The sequence below is a fragment of the Sporomusa sp. genome, assembly GCF_035561155.1.
GTDB lineage: Bacteria > Bacillota > Negativicutes > Sporomusales > Sporomusaceae > Sporomusa.
Genome location: NZ_DATMYD010000121.1, coordinates 1 through 16,176, shown reverse-complemented (window position 1 = coordinate 16,176; position 16,176 = coordinate 1). Strand labels below are relative to the sequence as shown.

The 16,176-nt window shown below is 45.5% G+C and carries 20 protein-coding genes; 19 read left to right on the top strand and 1 reads right to left on the bottom strand.

What is annotated here, in order from left to right:
- The first annotated feature begins 243 nt into the window (after positions 1-243).
- The 16 genes from VN447_RS16325 (at position 244) to mrdA (ending at position 12,936) form a co-directional block, all read left to right on the top strand.
- On the top strand, positions 244-663 hold the full coding sequence (locus VN447_RS16325) for a SoxR reducing system RseC family protein (RefSeq protein ID WP_325526405.1): 420 nt from the start codon (positions 244-246) through the stop codon (positions 661-663).
- A 50-nt stretch (positions 664-713) separates the two neighbouring features.
- Positions 714-2,036 carry an electron transport complex subunit RsxC gene (gene rsxC, locus VN447_RS16320; RefSeq protein WP_325526404.1) on the top strand — a complete coding sequence of 441 codons (1,323 nt, stop codon included), beginning with the start codon at positions 714-716 and terminating at the stop codon, positions 2,034-2,036.
- Positions 2,037-2,048: 12 nt separating this feature from the next.
- Complete coding sequence (locus tag VN447_RS16315; protein ID WP_325526403.1) at positions 2,049-3,023, top strand: RnfABCDGE type electron transport complex subunit D; 975 nt, start codon at positions 2,049-2,051, stop codon at positions 3,021-3,023.
- 6 nt (positions 3,024-3,029) lie between these two features.
- The gene (locus VN447_RS16310) at positions 3,030-3,605 is read left to right on the top strand and encodes an RnfABCDGE type electron transport complex subunit G (protein ID WP_325526402.1); all 576 of its coding nucleotides are present in this window, start codon (positions 3,030-3,032) and stop codon (positions 3,603-3,605) included.
- An 11-nt stretch (positions 3,606-3,616) separates the two neighbouring features.
- Positions 3,617-4,288: an electron transport complex subunit RsxE gene (rsxE, locus tag VN447_RS16305; RefSeq protein WP_325526401.1), complete on the top strand. Its 672-nt coding sequence runs from the start codon at positions 3,617-3,619 to the stop codon at positions 4,286-4,288.
- Positions 4,288-4,866 (top strand): electron transport complex protein RnfA, encoded by a 579-nt coding sequence (locus VN447_RS16300; RefSeq protein WP_325526400.1) that lies wholly within the window; start codon positions 4,288-4,290, stop codon positions 4,864-4,866. The genes rsxE and VN447_RS16300 overlap by 1 nt, the downstream gene beginning before the upstream one ends.
- Positions 4,867-4,898: 32 nt before the next feature.
- Positions 4,899-5,756, top strand: a complete 858-nt coding sequence (rnfB, locus tag VN447_RS16295; RefSeq protein WP_325526399.1) for an RnfABCDGE type electron transport complex subunit B — start codon at positions 4,899-4,901, stop codon at positions 5,754-5,756.
- 137 nt (positions 5,757-5,893) lie between these two features.
- Positions 5,894-6,274 carry a NusG domain II-containing protein gene (locus VN447_RS16290; RefSeq protein WP_325526398.1) on the top strand — a complete coding sequence of 127 codons (381 nt, stop codon included), beginning with the start codon at positions 5,894-5,896 and terminating at the stop codon, positions 6,272-6,274.
- 1 nt (position 6,275) lies between these two features.
- Positions 6,276-6,818: a Gx transporter family protein gene (locus tag VN447_RS16285; protein WP_325526397.1), complete on the top strand. Its 543-nt coding sequence runs from the start codon at positions 6,276-6,278 to the stop codon at positions 6,816-6,818.
- 88 nt (positions 6,819-6,906) lie between these two features.
- Entirely contained in the window at positions 6,907-7,197 is a 291-nt protein-coding gene (locus VN447_RS16280; RefSeq protein ID WP_325526396.1) for a DUF4321 domain-containing protein, read from the top strand.
- Between the two features lie 12 nt (positions 7,198-7,209).
- On the top strand, positions 7,210-7,779 hold the full coding sequence (locus tag VN447_RS16275; protein WP_325526395.1) for a Maf family protein: 570 nt from the start codon (positions 7,210-7,212) through the stop codon (positions 7,777-7,779).
- The gene (gene radC / locus VN447_RS16270) at positions 7,776-8,465 is read left to right on the top strand and encodes a RadC family protein (protein WP_325526394.1); all 690 of its coding nucleotides are present in this window, start codon (positions 7,776-7,778) and stop codon (positions 8,463-8,465) included. Before VN447_RS16275 ends, radC begins: the two co-directional genes overlap by 4 nt.
- Before the next feature lie 29 nt (positions 8,466-8,494).
- Positions 8,495-9,529, top strand: a complete 1,035-nt coding sequence (locus tag VN447_RS16265) for a rod shape-determining protein (protein WP_325526393.1) — start codon at positions 8,495-8,497, stop codon at positions 9,527-9,529.
- 132 nt (positions 9,530-9,661) lie between these two features.
- Positions 9,662-10,576, top strand: coding sequence for a rod shape-determining protein MreC (gene mreC / locus VN447_RS16260; protein WP_325526392.1), 915 nt, complete (start codon positions 9,662-9,664; stop codon positions 10,574-10,576).
- Positions 10,573-11,067 carry a rod shape-determining protein MreD gene (gene mreD, locus VN447_RS16255; protein ID WP_325526391.1) on the top strand — a complete coding sequence of 165 codons (495 nt, stop codon included), beginning with the start codon at positions 10,573-10,575 and terminating at the stop codon, positions 11,065-11,067. The genes mreC and mreD overlap by 4 nt, the downstream gene beginning before the upstream one ends.
- Positions 11,068-11,103: 36 nt before the next feature.
- On the top strand, positions 11,104-12,936 hold the full coding sequence (gene mrdA, locus VN447_RS16250) for a penicillin-binding protein 2 (RefSeq protein ID WP_325526390.1): 1,833 nt from the start codon (positions 11,104-11,106) through the stop codon (positions 12,934-12,936).
- A gap of 114 nt (positions 12,937-13,050) precedes the next feature.
- Here mrdA and VN447_RS16245 read toward each other — a convergent pair whose 3' ends face one another.
- Entirely contained in the window at positions 13,051-14,007 is a 957-nt protein-coding gene (locus VN447_RS16245) for a bile acid:sodium symporter family protein (RefSeq protein ID WP_325526389.1), read from the bottom strand.
- 175 nt (positions 14,008-14,182) lie between these two features.
- On the opposite strand from VN447_RS16245, the gene minC reads away from it, so the two are divergent.
- Genes minC through minE form a run of 3 tightly spaced genes read left to right on the top strand, consistent with a single transcriptional unit; the run spans position 14,183 to position 15,995 of the window.
- Positions 14,183-14,866, top strand: a complete 684-nt coding sequence (gene minC, locus VN447_RS16240) for a septum site-determining protein MinC (RefSeq protein ID WP_325526388.1) — start codon at positions 14,183-14,185, stop codon at positions 14,864-14,866.
- A gap of 32 nt (positions 14,867-14,898) precedes the next feature.
- Positions 14,899-15,690, top strand: coding sequence for a septum site-determining protein MinD (minD, locus tag VN447_RS16235; protein WP_325526387.1), 792 nt, complete (start codon positions 14,899-14,901; stop codon positions 15,688-15,690).
- Between the two features lie 26 nt (positions 15,691-15,716).
- Positions 15,717-15,995 (top strand): cell division topological specificity factor MinE, encoded by a 279-nt coding sequence (gene minE / locus VN447_RS16230; protein WP_325526406.1) that lies wholly within the window; start codon positions 15,717-15,719, stop codon positions 15,993-15,995.
- Positions 15,996-16,176: the final 181 nt, after the last annotated feature.

Genomic DNA, 16,176 nt, shown 5'->3' with positions numbered 1-16,176 from the left:
ATGTGTAAAATACCAAGATTTTGTACAAAATTTCACAAAAAAACTATAGTAATTTTTTTCAAAATCTGGTATTGTAATTACAGTTAGAATTTTTTAAATATATCGAAAGCGGCTTTTGTCGAAAGAGTGAAAAAAGTAATTTATATCAAATTGCAGGTAATTTTCTATTTTGCGCGAATATATATCCCGTTTTCCGAAAAAAAGCTTATTTTATTTACCTTGTCCTTCAAAGGGGGAAGAACATTGGAAAAGCAGCAGGAAGGCATAGTAGTAGAAGTCTCAGACGGAATGGCAAAAGTTAAAGCAAGCCGCCATAGTGACTGTGAAAACTGTGGAAGTTGCCCGGGAAATACTGCTATTATAGTTGATGCGCTCAATCCGGTTGGTGCCGAGCGCGGTCAGCGAGTAGCCATAGAAGTAAAGGAAGTAAACATGCTCAAAGCCGCCTTCATTGTCTACATGCTGCCACTTATTACCGCTACTGGCGGGGCTTTTGCCGGCAATTATCTAGCTGGTCTTTACCAGGCGGCAGGCTCACTGTGGTATACAATTGCCAGCGGCTTGGCAGCTTTTGGTTTGTCCATTATTTACATCAAGTATTTTGATCGCAATGCCAGGACTAATGACAAAATGAAACCGGTAATTACTCGTATTTTGTCATAAGCGAAGGCTATGATAGCGATTACACTGCACCAAGCAAAAGGAGTGAAAGTATGGCAAAAAGCTTTCGCGGGGGAGTTCATCCCAACGACCGCAAAAGGTATACGGCTGCCAAACCGATAGAAGTGGCGCCGTTACCACAGAAAGTCATCATTCCTACCAGGCAGCATCTGGGCGCGCCTTGCGCACCAGTAGTCAAGGTAGGCGATTTGGTCAAGAAAGGACAGGTAGTAGCAGAGGCTCAAGCCTTTGTAGCCAGTCCTATTCATGCCTCAACCTCAGGTAAAGTGGTGGAGATTGCCGAATATCCTCATCCGGTTTTTGGCACCTGCCAGGCAGTTGTCATTGAAAGTGATGGACAGGATGAGTGGGTTCAAGGTTTGCCGCTAAGCCGCGATTGGCAGTCGCTTGACACTAAAGAACTTAAGGAAATCGTTCGTCTGGCCGGCATTGTAGGCATGGGCGGCGCAACTTTCCCAACACATGTAAAAATGTCACCTCCAGCGGAAAAACCTATTGATTCCTTTATCTTAAACGGAGCAGAGTGCGAGCCGTACCTGACTGCCGACCATAGAGTCATGCTTGAACAAACCGATCGCATTATCACCGGTATGAAAATTGCCATGAAGATTCTTGGTGTAAATAAGGGCTATGTTGGAATTGAAGAAAACAAGCCTGATGCCATCGAAATCATGCGCAAAGCTTGTGCTGGCTCGAGCATCGAAGTAGTTCCGCTTAAGACCAAATATCCGCAGGGCGCGGAAAAAACACTGATTAAGGTTATCCTCGACCGGGAAGTTCCTTCCGGTGGATTGCCTATGGACGTAGGTGCTGTTGTACAAAACGTGGGTACTCTGGTTGCTATGACAGATGCTGTAGAAAAAGGCATTCCCCTTATCGAACGGGTTGCTACAGTTACCGGTGGCGCTATAGCTGAGCCCAAAAACATCCTGCTAAGAGTGGGGGCAACCTTTGCTCAAGCTGTAGCAATGTGTGGCGGCTTTAAAGATCAGCCAGTCAAAGTAATTATGGGCGGCCCTATGATGGGTATGGCGCAACGCACTCTTGATGTGCCTGTAATTAAAGGGACATCTGGTATTCTGGCGCTAAACGCTGCTGATGTCAACATCGGCCCTGAGCAGCCCTGTATCCGCTGTGGACGCTGTGTTGATGCCTGTCCGATGGGACTTGTGCCAAGTATGCTCAGCATTCTTGGAGAACGCGGTGTATTTGCCACTGCTAAGGAAGAATATGACCTTCTTGACTGCGTAGAGTGCGGTTCATGCGTATATGTATGTCCGGCTAAACGCAATATTGTTCATTACGTTAAATTATCCAAAGCGCAAAATGCAGCAGCGGCTGCACAAAAGAAATAGGAGGTGGGCGGTATGAGCGCAGAAGTAAAACTTGACGTAGGTACCCTGACAGTTTCGGCATCACCGCACATCAGGTGCGATGAATCCATTGCCAAAATTATGTGGGCAGTTAATCTGGCACTAGCGCCAGCAGCTCTTTTTTCAGTTTATCGTTTTGGTGTACCGGCATTGACTACCATGGTTCTCTGTATTGCGTTTGCCATGGCCACCGAATATCTCATTCAAAAGTGGCAGAACAAACCGGTTACCATCAATGATGGCAGTGCTTTTCTGACCGGACTCTTACTGGCGATGAATATTCCGGCAACATTGCCTTGGTATATGCCAGTGTTTGGTACGGTGGCGGCTATTGCTGTAGCAAAGCACACGATGGGTGGTCTTGGCTATAATATTTTTAATCCGGCGCTAGTTGGCCGGGCGATTCTTTTGGCTTCCTGGCCGGTGGCTATGACTACCTGGCCTGAGATGTCAAGTAAATTGGACGGAGTTACTTCGGCGACTCCCCTTGGCATTTTAAAATTACAGGGCTATGAAAAACTTGTTGCTATTTTTGGTGACAAAATGGAGATGTACAAGGCCCTTTTTATTGGTTCCCGCAGCGGCAGTATGGGTGAGACCTCAGCACTGCTCCTGATTCTCGGCGGACTATTTCTGATTTATCGCGGCTATATTAAATGGCAGATTCCCGTGTTTATGATTGGAACAGTTGGTGTTTTAACTGCTGCATTCGGTCAGGATCCTATTATGCACATGATGTCAGGCGGACTTATTTTGGGTGCGTTTTATATGGCTACTGACATGGTGACCATCCCTATTACTGTGAAGGGTCAAATCATTTTTGCCGTAGGTGCGGGTTCGCTTACTGTGTTAATCCGTTTATTGGGCGGTTATCCTGAAGGGGTTTGTTATGCAATCCTGCTCATGAACTGTGTAACGCCGCTAATCGACCTTTTGATTAAGCCTGCAAAATTTGGGGCAAGGAGGTAAATGACCATGTCACATGATGCACACGCACAGGACGATAAGAACAATAGTATTTTTAGGATCGCTCTGAACCTAACTATAACCTGCTTTATTTCAGGGATCATCATCGCTGGTACGTTCGCCATCACTGAACCAAGTGCGGCTGCACAACGCGTTAAAGCAAAAAATGATGCGATGAGAGAGCTTGTTAAAGATGCTGAATCCTTTAAAGCCATTGAAGGTAAAGAAGGCTGGTATGCGGGACTAAAAGGCGGTAAGGTGATTGCCTATGTTGTGCCTGCCAGTGGTAAGGGGTATGCGGGTAATATCGAAATGCTTGCTGCCGTGACGACAGATGGAAAGGCAATGGACTTCAAGGTGCTGAAGCATGCCGAGACTCCAGGGCTAGGCGATAAGATGGTGCTGCCAAAGTTCCGCAATCAGTTCGCCAATAAAGTCCCCACCGATATGGAAGTAGTCAAAGTTCCCACCGATAAAAATATCCAGGCGCTGACTGGCGCCACAATTACCTCCCGGGCCGTTACTAAAGGCGTCAGGGAAGCAGTAGAAGCGGTTGCCGCCTATTCGGCCAGCCAGAAGAAGTGAGGTGTGCGAATATGAATTACTGGAATATATTTAAAAAGGGTATTTTCGAGATGAACCCCATATTCCGCCTTGCGTTAAGCCTCTGTCCTGCGCTGGCGGTTACTTCAACAGTATTTAATGCTTTGGGCATGGGACTTTGCGTTATGGCTGTTATTACGGCAAATAACGTAGTTGTCTCACTTGTGAAAAATTTTGTTAACCCCAAAGTCCGCGTACCGGTATTTATCACTATCATTGCAACTATTGTTACTTTGATAATATTGATTCTGGAAGCTTACTTTCCAGCGGTTTACAGGGAATTGGGACTCTATTTGGAGCTAGTTGTAGTATTTGCCATTATTCTGGCGCGTGCCGAAGTGTTCGCTATGAAGAATGGCGTAGTAGCTTCCGCTATCGATGGTTTGGGCATGGGAGCCGGTTTTGCGCTGGCAATGTTGTTTATCGGTGCATTCCGCGAATTGTTTGGCACCGGTGTAATCCTCAGTGGTACCTCTATGGCAATCCAAGTTTTTCCTCAGTCTTATGACGGTCCTATGATCATCATTCTTGCGCCTGGCGCATTTCTGGTAATCGGGCTAATGATCGGCATGTTTAACGTCATCGGCGAGTATCAGGATAAACAAGCCGCGGCAAGAAACAAAGCCGCATCACAGCTTGCAGTGCAAAGGAGTGAGGCTGTATAATGGAATACTTTACTCTGTTTATGGGCGCGGTAATTGTTAATAACTTTGTATTAACGCGTTTCCTTGGGCTGTGTATATTCTTCGGTGTTTCCAAAAGTTTAAGCGCTTCTGTCGGTATGGGTATGGCAGTAGCTTCCATCCTTACCGTATCGTCGGCGCTTGCCTGGCTGGTTTATAATTTCGTACTAGTACCTTATGACTTGGTGTTCTTAAAAATTGTAGTGTTTGTTGTGCTAATAGCATGTTTCGTGCAGTTTTTGGAAATCGCTATTAAGAAGTTTGCGCCTGCTCTTTATGAGATGTGGGGTATTTACCTCGTATTGATTGCAACTAACTGTGTTGTTTTAGGGGTTCCTCTTATTAATGCGACTGCTAACTTCGATTTTATTAAAAGCGTTATAAACGCGTTTGGTTCAGGTGCTGGTTTCGCCCTTGCCATTATCCTTATGGCCAGCTTGCGGGAAAAACTGCAGTATGCTGATGTTCCTAAAACTCTGCAAGGTCTTGGAATTGCCTTTATATTAGCAGGCATGCTTGCATTGTCATTCTTAGGTTTTTCAGGCATGATTCCGCTATAATTCTGGTATTGAAAGGAGCGTGAGAAATAACAATGGAACATTCGGTTATTCAACATTCAATGATAATACTCGTTATCATGACAAGTCTGGGTGTTATTTTTGGCTTGGTTCTCGCTTACGCGAATAAAAAGCTAGCGATTGAGGTTAATCCGTTGATCCACGTAGTAGAAGATGTACTGCCGAAGGGACAATGCGGGGCCTGCGGTTTTGCCGGCTGTATGGCCTATGCTGAAGCAGTGGTAACAAACCCTGATGTACCGCCTAATCTGTGCACCCCTGGCAAGGATCTTGTCGCTAAACTGGTTGGTGAGCTGACAGGTAAAGCCGCTGCTGCCGTTGACCCTCGTATTGCTCAGGTTAAATGCGCCGGTACTCATGCAAAAGCTGTTAAGGCCAATGAATACCATGGTGTACAGGATTGTGTAGCCGCTAACCTGTTATTCGGTGGTCCTAAGAGCTGTAAATATGGTTGTTTAGGTCTGGGTACCTGCGTTAAAGCTTGTCCGTTTGGCGCTATGACGATGAGCGAAGACGGCTTGCCGATTATCGACCCTGATAAATGTACTGGTTGCGCCAAGTGCGAAACAGTATGTCCGAAAAAAGTGATTGCCATGATGCCGATTGGCGCTCATGTGCGTGTTAATTGTAACTCACACGATAAAGGTGCAGTTGCCAAAAAAGCGTGTAGTGCTGCTTGCATCGGTTGCACCCTATGCTTGAAAGAATGCCCGTATGGCGCTATTAAGATGGAAAATAACCTGGCAGTTGTTGATGCTAAAGTATGTATGGAAAAATGCGATAATCCTACCTGCTTGGCTAAATGTCCAACAAAAGCTATCAAACAGGCCGTGCTTGGCGTAGTTCCTGGCAGTGAAGAAAGTGTAGCATAATACAAATTAGACATTTTGTAAGAGAGGAGGGGAAACCTTCCTCTCTTATTTCTTATAATCGTTAAAACTTGGTATTGTTTGCATTAGACAATGTTTTAATGTAAAATATAATAGAATATGAGCAGGGTGGCAAACTAATGTTGACAAAAGGCGACAAATGGCTGGTTATTGCGTTGTTGATATTTGCACTAGCTGGTGTTGGATTAAATATGCACTACATAGCAGCGAATGGGCAGGGACAAAGTGTAGTTATCACCGTCAATGGCCAAACTGTAAAGACATTTCCCTTGCGGCAGGGTTATGTTGGGGAATTTCGACTTGGCGGCGATAGCGGGTTTAACATTATTGAGTACAATGATGGTCGCGTACGAATTCGCGAAGCTGATTGCCCTGATCAGATATGCGTCAAAACAGGCTGGATCAATATTTCACCACAGCAAATAGTCTGTTTGCCATACCGGGTTGTAGTCAAAGTAGTATCAGACAGTCCTGCTGATGTAGACGATATTGCGAGGTAGCATGAGTAAAACAAAACGCCTAGTCCTTTTAGCCTTGCTAGTAGCTATGGCCGCAACTTTACATGTTGTAGAAGGCTGGTTGCCTGTTCCTATGCCTGTACCTGGTGCTAAATTAGGGTTAGCTAATATAATCTCGCTTATAGCACTTGTTATCTTTGGCTGGCACGAGGCCATCTACGTTGCTGTAACCCGTGTTTTGATTGGCTCCTTATTCGGCGGGGCACTGTTTGGACCTTCATTTATCATGAGTATGGGTGGGGCGCTCATTAGTATTATTGTTATGACTCGTATTCAAAAAAATTACGGCCGCGTGTTTTCACTAGTAGGTGTTAGCGTATTTGGAGCAGTAGCTCATAATGTAGCTCAAGTGACCTTAGCAGCTATCATTGTTTATAGTCCGGGGTTATTATGGTATGTACCGTATTTATTGCTTTTTGCCGTACCCACCGGTCTGTTTACCGGTCTGGCAGTCAATTATGTCTTTGCCAAAGCTCCGGCAACTTATGGGTTCAAAATTAGAAATAATGATTGGCAAAATAAATAATATCCTTGTAAGTACAAGGTTTTATTTACTTTCTAATAATGTAAGGGATGGGTTTAAATAAGATCTCACCATCCCGGGGGGGATTAGTTTGAAGACTGGTACTAAGAGGGGCAGTTCTGCCAGCAAAGGTATGGGAATGATGGCATTGTTTTTGATTACGGGGGCAGTAGTTGGTGGTATTTTAGGCGAACTTGCCTCCAATTCCAGTCTGCTTTCTGGTGTTGTCCCATATCTTATAAAACCGTTTCCAGTGTTTGACTTACCGCCTGTAGCGATTAATCTGTATGTGATCAAAGTGGTTATCGGCTTTGCTTTATACCCTAATTTGATGAGCATATTGGGGATTATAGCAGCAATTATACTTTTCCGGCGTTTTTAGGAGGATAAAAACATGGAAATAGTCTTAGCATCATCATCACCCAGGCGGCAGCAGCTTTTAGAATTAATTGGTCTTGACTTTAAAATTATAGTCAGCGATGTTGAAGAAGATAATACTAAAGCTATGCCGCCACACGAACTGGCAGTAGCGCACGCGCGCGACAAAGCGCTTGATGCTGCCAAACGCGCGTCTCACAGTGATGTAATTATTGGTGCTGACACTATTGTAGTACTGGACGGTCAAGTATTTGGCAAACCGGCAGACTATGCAGAAGCCATCCGGATGCTGACTGCCTTAGCCGGAAGAGATCATATTGTCATTTCTGGTGTGGCGGTAGTCAAGGGTGACCAGGTTTTTACCGGATTTAGCGCCACCACTGTTAGAATAAAACCATTATCGATAGCGCAAATCGAACGCTATGTTGGCACCGGTGAGCCGATGGACAAGGCTGGGGCCTATGCTATCCAAGGCCGGGGTACACTGCTGGTGGAAAGTATTAGTGGCTGCTACAATAATGTAGTAGGATTGCCGCTTGTTACATTGTCAGAACTCCTGCGACAAGCTGGGGTAGAGCTATTATGACTATGGACAAGCCACTTATGATGAAAGAATTGCCTGAGACTGAACGTCCGCGCGAGAAAATGCTCGACAAGGGAGCTCAGGCTCTTAGTAACGCTGAGCTATTAGCGATACTTCTTCGCACCGGAACCAAGAATTTGCCTGTTAATCGTTTGGCTGAACAGCTGTTGGTTAAATACGACCTGACTGGCCTTGGCAGCATATCGCCTCAGGAATTAAGTAAAACCGCAGGTATTGGCCTGGTTAAAGCTGTTACCGTAGTCGCAGGTATTGAATTGGGACGCAGGTTAAGTCAAAAAGAACCGGGTGAACGCCCGGTGATCAGAAGTCCTAAGGATGCTGCCCACTTAATGATGGGAGAACTTAGATACCAGACTAAAGAGCATTTTATTGCTTTACTCTTATCGACCAAGAATCACGTTATTGCCCGGGCAATCATCTCTGTCGGCAGCTTGAATGCTTCTGTTGTTCACCCTCGGGAATTATTCCGGGAGGCCATAAGCTATAGTGCAGCCGCTGTTATCTTAGTCCATAATCATCCAAGCGGTGATCCAGCGCCTAGTCAGGAAGATATCAGTCTGACCAAGCAGCTTGTAGAGGCGGGCAATTTACTTAATATTTCAGTGCTCGACCATGTAATAATCGGTGATGGCAAGTATGTTAGTTTTAAAGAAAAGGGAATAATATAAACAGGTTGTAATGAAAGGGGCTAAATGCTATGTTTAATTTGTTCGGTTCACTGTCACGTGACATGGGGATAGATCTTGGCACTGCCAATACTCTGGTGCATGTTAAAGGAAGGGGTATTGTTCTCAGGGAACCGTCAGTGGTAGCCATCCAGCGTGATACTGGCGAGGTGCTGGCCGTAGGAGAAGAAGCCAAACAGATGATTGGCCGCACACCTGGCAATATCGTGGCTATTCGGCCGCTCAAAGACGGCGTTATTGCTGATTTTGACGTAACCCAGGCCATGCTCAAATATTTTATCAGGAAAGCAATGGACTCTAAGTCATTTATTCGACCGAGGGTTATTGTCGGTGTGCCTTCAGGCGTTACTGAAGTTGAAAAACGCGCTGTTATTGATGCTACCATCCAGGCCGGAGCCCGGGAAGCTTATTTGATTGAAGAACCAATGGCAGCCGCTATTGGCGCTGGCTTGCCTGTTCATGAGCCAACTGGCAATATGGTTGTTGATATTGGCGGTGGTACTACTGAGGTTGCCGTTATCTCACTTGGCGGTATTGTTACCAGCCGTTCTATTCGAATTGGCGGCGATGAAATGGACGAAGCTATTGTTCAATATATAAAACGCACTTATAATCTAATGATTGGTGAACGTACTGCTGAAGAGGTGAAAATCAAAATTGGTTCGGCCATTCCTCCGAGAGCGGATGAACAGATGGATGTGCGTGGCCGTGATTTGGTAACAGGTCTGCCAAAGACACTGACAATTAAAGCCGGTGAAGTGCAGTTAGCCCTCAGTGAACCAGTGGCAGGAATTATCGAAGCTGTTAAAGTAACTCTGGAAAAGACTCCGCCCGAATTAGCCTCCGATATTATGGATCGTGGCATCGTTATGACTGGCGGAGGATCGCTTTTAAGAGGACTTGATATACTTCTTAACAAAGAAACCGGTATGCCGGTACATATTTCTGAAGACGCTTTATCCTGTGTCGCAGCAGGTACCGGCGGCGCGTTAGAAAGTATAGATTTATTGAAACGTGTACTAATGACTCCCAAAAAACTCGGCTAGGTCACTGTCTCTAAACGTCCAGTTGCGTTGTTGCACCTGAGGTTTTTTTGCGTATAATTCCTCGTTGCGCCTCAGCATCTGAGCATTTTGAGCCAGTTACCAATACACTTGTGTAAGGAAGGGGCCCAGAAAGTGCGATTCATTCACAAAAAGGCGGTCATCCTCGTAGTGGCGGTGCTTACCGTCTTTTTGCTGGCCGGTACAATAGCCCATGGGAAATATCAATTTACTTTTATGGAACGGGTTGTGGTTACACTATTAACGCCGGTAGAATATGTTCTAGCAAAAGTTGGTTATGGTATGCGCCAAACGGGATCATTTACCGGTCAAATCATGACCGTGTACAGGGATAACCAGACGCTTAAAGCCGAAATTGAAGACCTTCGCCAAAGCAGTGTTAATGTAACTGAGATTTTGGCAGAGAATGCGCGGCTGCGGACCATGCTTGATTATAAAAAAGGGGCTCCGCAATTTGATTTTGTCACCGCTCAAGTCATTGCCCGCGATCCGGGAACATGGACGAGCATAATTATGATTAACCGTGGCGCTGCTGACGGGATATCGAAGGATATGGCAGTAGTAACTGCTCAGGGGCTTGTTGGCAGCGTCATCAATGTGTATAATAATGCTGCTAAAGTGCAGCTGATCTTAGACCCGCGTAGTGCGGTGGGCTCCCTGGTGCAGCGCCCCGAATCGCGGGTAGCTGGCATTGTAGAGGGCAGCAGCGCAAATCCAGTGTCGCCGCACATGATCAATATTGCACGTGATGCTGATATAATTAAAAGTGACAAAGTAATCACTTCCGGTTTTGGCGGTATCTATCCCAAGGGCTTATTAGTAGGTGAAGTCTTAGATATCGTTAATGACGAAGGCGGATTGTTAAAATATGCTGTCTTGAAGCCAGCAGTAGATTTTGATAGACTAGAAGAAGTGTTAGTCATTGTACGTTCACGCGAACCTATAGCTGTGCCACAACCAGTTACACCGCAGGCTACACCTGGGCAATCCTCTGGCCAGCCTGCTCAGCCGAAAGGGGCGGCACGATGAAAACAACACTAGGCTGGGCTGTATTACTTATTATTACTATTGCTGCTCAGGCTGTATTGCTGCCACTTATATTTACCAAGGGTGTTAAACCTGACATAATTTTAATTATTATTGTGGCAGCTGGCCTACTGGCCGGACGGGAGCGAGCGATCGGCGTGGCATTTTTTGCTGGGCTGATGCAAGATTTTGCTTCAGGCAATGTTTTTGGACTAAATACTTTATCAAAAATGGCTACAGGCTATGTTGCCGGGTTAGCTGAACGCAAAGTATTTAAAGAAAGTATTCTATTGCCTGTATTGGCTATTGTTATAGCTACTTTTTTAAACAACGCAATAATGCAAGCGCTGCTTTTTCTATTGGGCTATAAGGTTGAACCTGCCGCTATGATGGTGAACCAGGTATTGCCTTCTTTAGGCTATAATGTTTTGTTCTGTATACCTGTTCACCGGCTAATCTACCGGATGACCTTCGGCAACCGCAGTCAGTTTTAGTTATTTAGGCCATATTTTAAGAAAGAGGTTGTCGTTATGCTTACTAAGCGATTAAATGGCAGACTTGAAATATTGAGTCTTGTTATGATCTTCATATTTGTTGCGTTAGTGAGCCGCTTGGGCTATTTACAGATGGCGCAGGGTCAATATTACGGGCGGCTAGCTGACGGCAACCGAATTAGGCTTATTCCTATCATGGCCCCGCGGGGCGTTTTTTATGACCGGAATGGCGTTATGATGGTCTCCAATCGTCCGGGTTTTACTGTGTCTTTATTGCCCATAAGCGGCCCTGTGCCTGATGCAGTCTTGGATAAATTGGCTGGTATCCTTAACATCAACGTCCAGGAAATCAAAGGCAAAGTATCCCAGCATACCGGTTCTTTTGAACCGATTAGGGTTAAGACCGACGTTGGCCCAGACATAGTTACTAAGATTGAGGAACGCCGGGCCGAATTGCCAGGGGTAGTTATTGAAATTCAGCCGCTTAGAAACTATGTGAATAATGAGCTTGCTGCTCATATCTTTGGCTATGTCAGCGAGATCAATGACGTTGAGCTGGAGAAACGGAAAACAGATGGTTATAAAGCAGGCGATATTGTTGGTAAATTCGGTCTGGAAAAAGTATATGACAAAGAGATACGCGGTACTGACGGCGGTAATCAGGTAGAGGTTGATGTTAGCGGCCGCCCGGTACAAGTACTTGGTAAAAAAGACCCGTTACCAGGACATAATTTGGTGCTGACAATTGACTACCGCGTGCAAAAAGCGGCAGAAGCAGCTATTGATGAGCAGCTTACTTATCTTCAGACTAAGACTGAGTTTACCAAAGCAAAAGCGGCAGCTGCTGTAGTCTTAAACCCTAAGACTGGCGAAATTTTGGCCATGGTTAGCCGACCAAATTTTAACCCCAACTTGTTTAACGGCGGTATTTCAGAGAAGGATTGGAAACTGCTCAACGACAACCCTTACCACCCTATGGACAATAAAGCAATTTCAGGGGAATACCCCCCAGGTTCAACCTTTAAGATTATTACAGGTACGGCTGCTTTAGAGCTCGGGAAAGTAACGCCGGAAGAAAAAATCCTTGATACTGGTACTCACTGGATTATTCCAAAAGGCAACGCTATGGGCGAGGCTCTGGGGTGGATTAATTTTCGGGAAGCGTTGTCCAAGTCTGACAATGTATACTTCTACGAAATGGGCAACCGTTTAGGGATTGATAACCTGGAAAAATATGCCCGTATGTTTGGCCTAGGGGCGTTTACAGGAATAAATCTTCCAGGGGAGTCTGATGGTTTGGTCGCTAATCGACGATACAAAGAAAAGGTGTATGGTGAAGACTGGTATCTGTCTGAGACCTTCGATGCTTCGATCGGCCAGGGTTTCCAGTTGACCACACCGCTCCAAATGGCTATGGTTATCAGCCAGATCGCCAATGGCGGCCATCGTTATAAACCTAATCTTGTCAGCAAGATTACCGGTACTAACGGGGAAGTAATCAAAACTTTTGCGCCTGAAGAGGTTGGTCAGGTGGCTATTTCTGACCGTACCCTTACCCTCATTCGTGAATCACTTCGTGAGGTAGCTCAAGAAAGCGGTACAGCTGCGGCAGAATTTAAGGATTTCCCTATTGCCATTGCTGGTAAGACAGGTACAGCTGAAAACTCGCATGGGCATGATCACGGCTGGTTTGTAGCCTATGGCCCTTATGAGGATCCCCGTGTGGCAGTAGCCATTATCGTTGAACAGGGCGGTTTTGGCGCATCATCTGCTGTGCCTATCGCTAAAAAGATTATGGAGGCGGCCTTTAACATTAACCAGACTCCAACTGAGTCAGCCAAAACTCACCGTCCGCAAACCGCGTTATAATTTTACTTAAAACTTTACTTAAATCTATAATAAATAACTTATATATGACAGGGGCAGGCTTTATGAAGCCTGCCCCTGTCATTGCATGATAAGATTGAGGGTGTGAGACCAAAGTTAGGCGGTTCCTTTGACTAATTTCCGGAACAAATAAGGGATAGCTGCGGCAAATGGCTGTTGATATAATATAAACATTGTAATCGGCACAGCAACAGGAGGGGGAAAAAAGCTCAAGGCTAGCACCAGGCCAAAACTAATATTGCGTAGGCCAACGCAATAGATCATGGCTAATGCTGTTTCTTTAGACCTGTCCTTGAATACATACGAGCCTAAAAAACCGATCAAATATCCAGCTGCTACCAGAAACATAGTTATCAGGACTATTTTGAGGGTGGAGATATCCCAACTGATACTTGGTCCGACGATCGCGGCATTAATAAAAATTACGGCAAAGAAAGCCATTTTTGAAATAAAATTGGCAACGGTCTTAATAGCGGGAGTAAGTATCCCGCGGCTATAATCATGGAGAGCCATACCGAGCAAGCTTGGTACGGTTACCATAAGCAGAAGCTGAACCATCATTTGCATATAGTCGATTTGCAGCGCTTGACCAATAACGACTTTAAAGAAGAAGGGCAGCATTATAGGAACAATGAGGGTGTCAAGTGTTACGGCCACAAGAGCAATTGACACATTGCCCTGGGTTAACGCCGTCCAAATGACTGAAGTTACGCCAATAGGGGTGGATGCGCCCACTAAATAGCCTAACTGCGTATAGTGATCGCCGGCAAACAGGACAAGGCCAGTCAGCCAGGCAATGAGCGGGGAAACAATATGGATCAATACCAGTATCCATGCAGGAATAACCGGTCTTTTAAGTACCTGCAGAAACTCTTTAAAACTTGTATCAAGCGCGGTAACAAAGGTCATATAGGCAAACGAACCAATAACTATTGTTCGGAGCCCAGCGGAGTCCGAAATTGGCGAAATAAAGCCAAGAAACAGGGCAGACAGAACAATTAAAAACATGCGTTGCCCTAGCCACGCAGTCAATTTTGCCAAATAATTAATCATGAATTAACCTCCAATGAAGAAACTGAAGTAAACAATTCTCGATTGTCTAAGTGATCCCCTTTTTTTGAAGGTAATTTTAACGATAGCAGCCTAATAGCCTGCAGGAAATTTGCTAAATGAAGCGAATTTTAGTTGACATATAGATAATAATCCATGGCAAAATTTAGGAGAAGATATGCGGGAGGATGTAGTATTTAAAGGAAGTAAAGGCGGCCTCGAACTGGTGATCAACGAATCGGTTGATTTTACTGCTATTTTAGAACAGCTTAAAGAGAAACTTGAATCTGCCGCGCATTTTTTTGCCGGAAACACTGGTATCAAGGTGATAGCTGGCTCTAATGCGTTAACCGGCGATGAACGGCGCCAGCTGATCAACTTGCTGGCAGGTTACGGCTTGGCTCTGTATGACCAGACTGAAGTTCCAGCGTTATCTACGGAATCCTTGACAGAGGGCGCTCACGTACAAGATAGCGAAATTCCTGTGGAATACCGGCAGGAGCCTGAGGGTGGGCAAACGCTGATTGTGTCCAGAATGCTGCGCGGCGGTCAGCGAGTAGTGTTTAACGGATCAGTCATTATTATGGGCGATGTAAATCCTGGTGCGGAGATCATTGCTGGCGGCAACATTACGATTCAGGGAACCTGCCGGGGATTGGCTCATGCCGGAGCAAACGGCGACCAACTGGCGACGATTACAGCTGATAAGCTGATTGCAGGCCAGCTAAGAATCGCCGGGCTCATTGCCAGAGCTCCCGACAACCAGGACGAGCCTACCTGCAAGGAGACAGCCCGCATAGTTAGCGGTATTGTTATTATTGAACCAACGGATAAAGTGAAATTAGCATCAGAGGAAGTGTAAGCTCTCTCTGATATGCTTTAGGAGGTACATAGATGGGGGAAGTAATTGTCATTACGTCAGGCAAGGGCGGCGTAGGTAAAACAACGACAACAGCTAACCTTGGTACTGGTTTTGCTCTTCAGGGCAAAAAAGTGGTCTTGGTAGACGCTGATATTGGGCTCCGAAACCTTGATGTAGTTATGGGTCTTGAGAACAGAATCGTTTATGATTTAGTGGATGTAACAGATGGCAACTGCCGTTTGAAGCAGGCGCTAATCAGGGACAAGCGGTACGAAACGCTGTATCTGCTGCCAGCCGCTCAGACTAGAGACAAGAATGCTGTGACGCCAGACCAAATGCGGCAATTATGTAAGGAATTGGCGCAGGATTTTGACTATGTAATCATCGATTGTCCGGCTGGCATTGAACAGGGTTTTAAAAACGCCATTGCCGGCGCTGATCGTGCCATTATAGTTACAACGCCGGAAGTATCGGCCGTTCGGGATGCTGATCGGATTATTGGGTTATTAGAATCCGAAGGCAAACATAATCCTAAACTTATTGTCAATCGCATTCGACCACTTATGGTAAAAAAAGGCGACATGATGGATATTGATGATATCATCGAAATCTTAGCTGTTGATTTGTTGGGCATAATTCCCGAAGACGAGTATATTGTTATTTCCACTAACCGGGGCGAACCGGCAGTCGTCAACACGTCAGCCCTGGCAAGTACAGCCTACAGGAATATCGTACGGCGGCTGATGGGCGAAAACGTGCCGCTTATGGCGCTTGAGGTTAATGAAAGTTTGTGGGGTAAGTTTAAAAAAGTGTTAGGGTTTTAAATAGGTAGCCTAGGAGGGGAAACATGGTGTTTGAACTTATTCAAAAACTGTTTGGCAGAGAAGCGCATGGTTCCAAAGATATCGCTAAAGAACGCCTGAGGTTTGTGCTGGTACATGACCGTGTGAACGTATCGCCGCAGTTTATGGAAGTTATTAAAGATGACATGATAAAAGTTATCTCGAACTATATGGATATCAACGAAACAGAGATGGAAATAAGTCTGACCAAGACTAATACCCAAGTAGCCCTGGTAGCTAATATTCCGGTCAATCGTATGAAGCGGAGCAACATGGCAGGGGAGTAGAATTGCCAAAGCAGAGTAAAGAAATCTTGCTCTGCTTTTTTATGTGCGCCCAGCATGGGCGCTTACTTGTTGGTGAAAGTCCAATACGGGGGTTGATAGTGCCAACCGTTAGCCTAAGACAAGGGTGTCGCCTGTGAGGGCGAATCTGAAGGAAGTCGGCGGCAAAGCTCCGGTCTGAGGA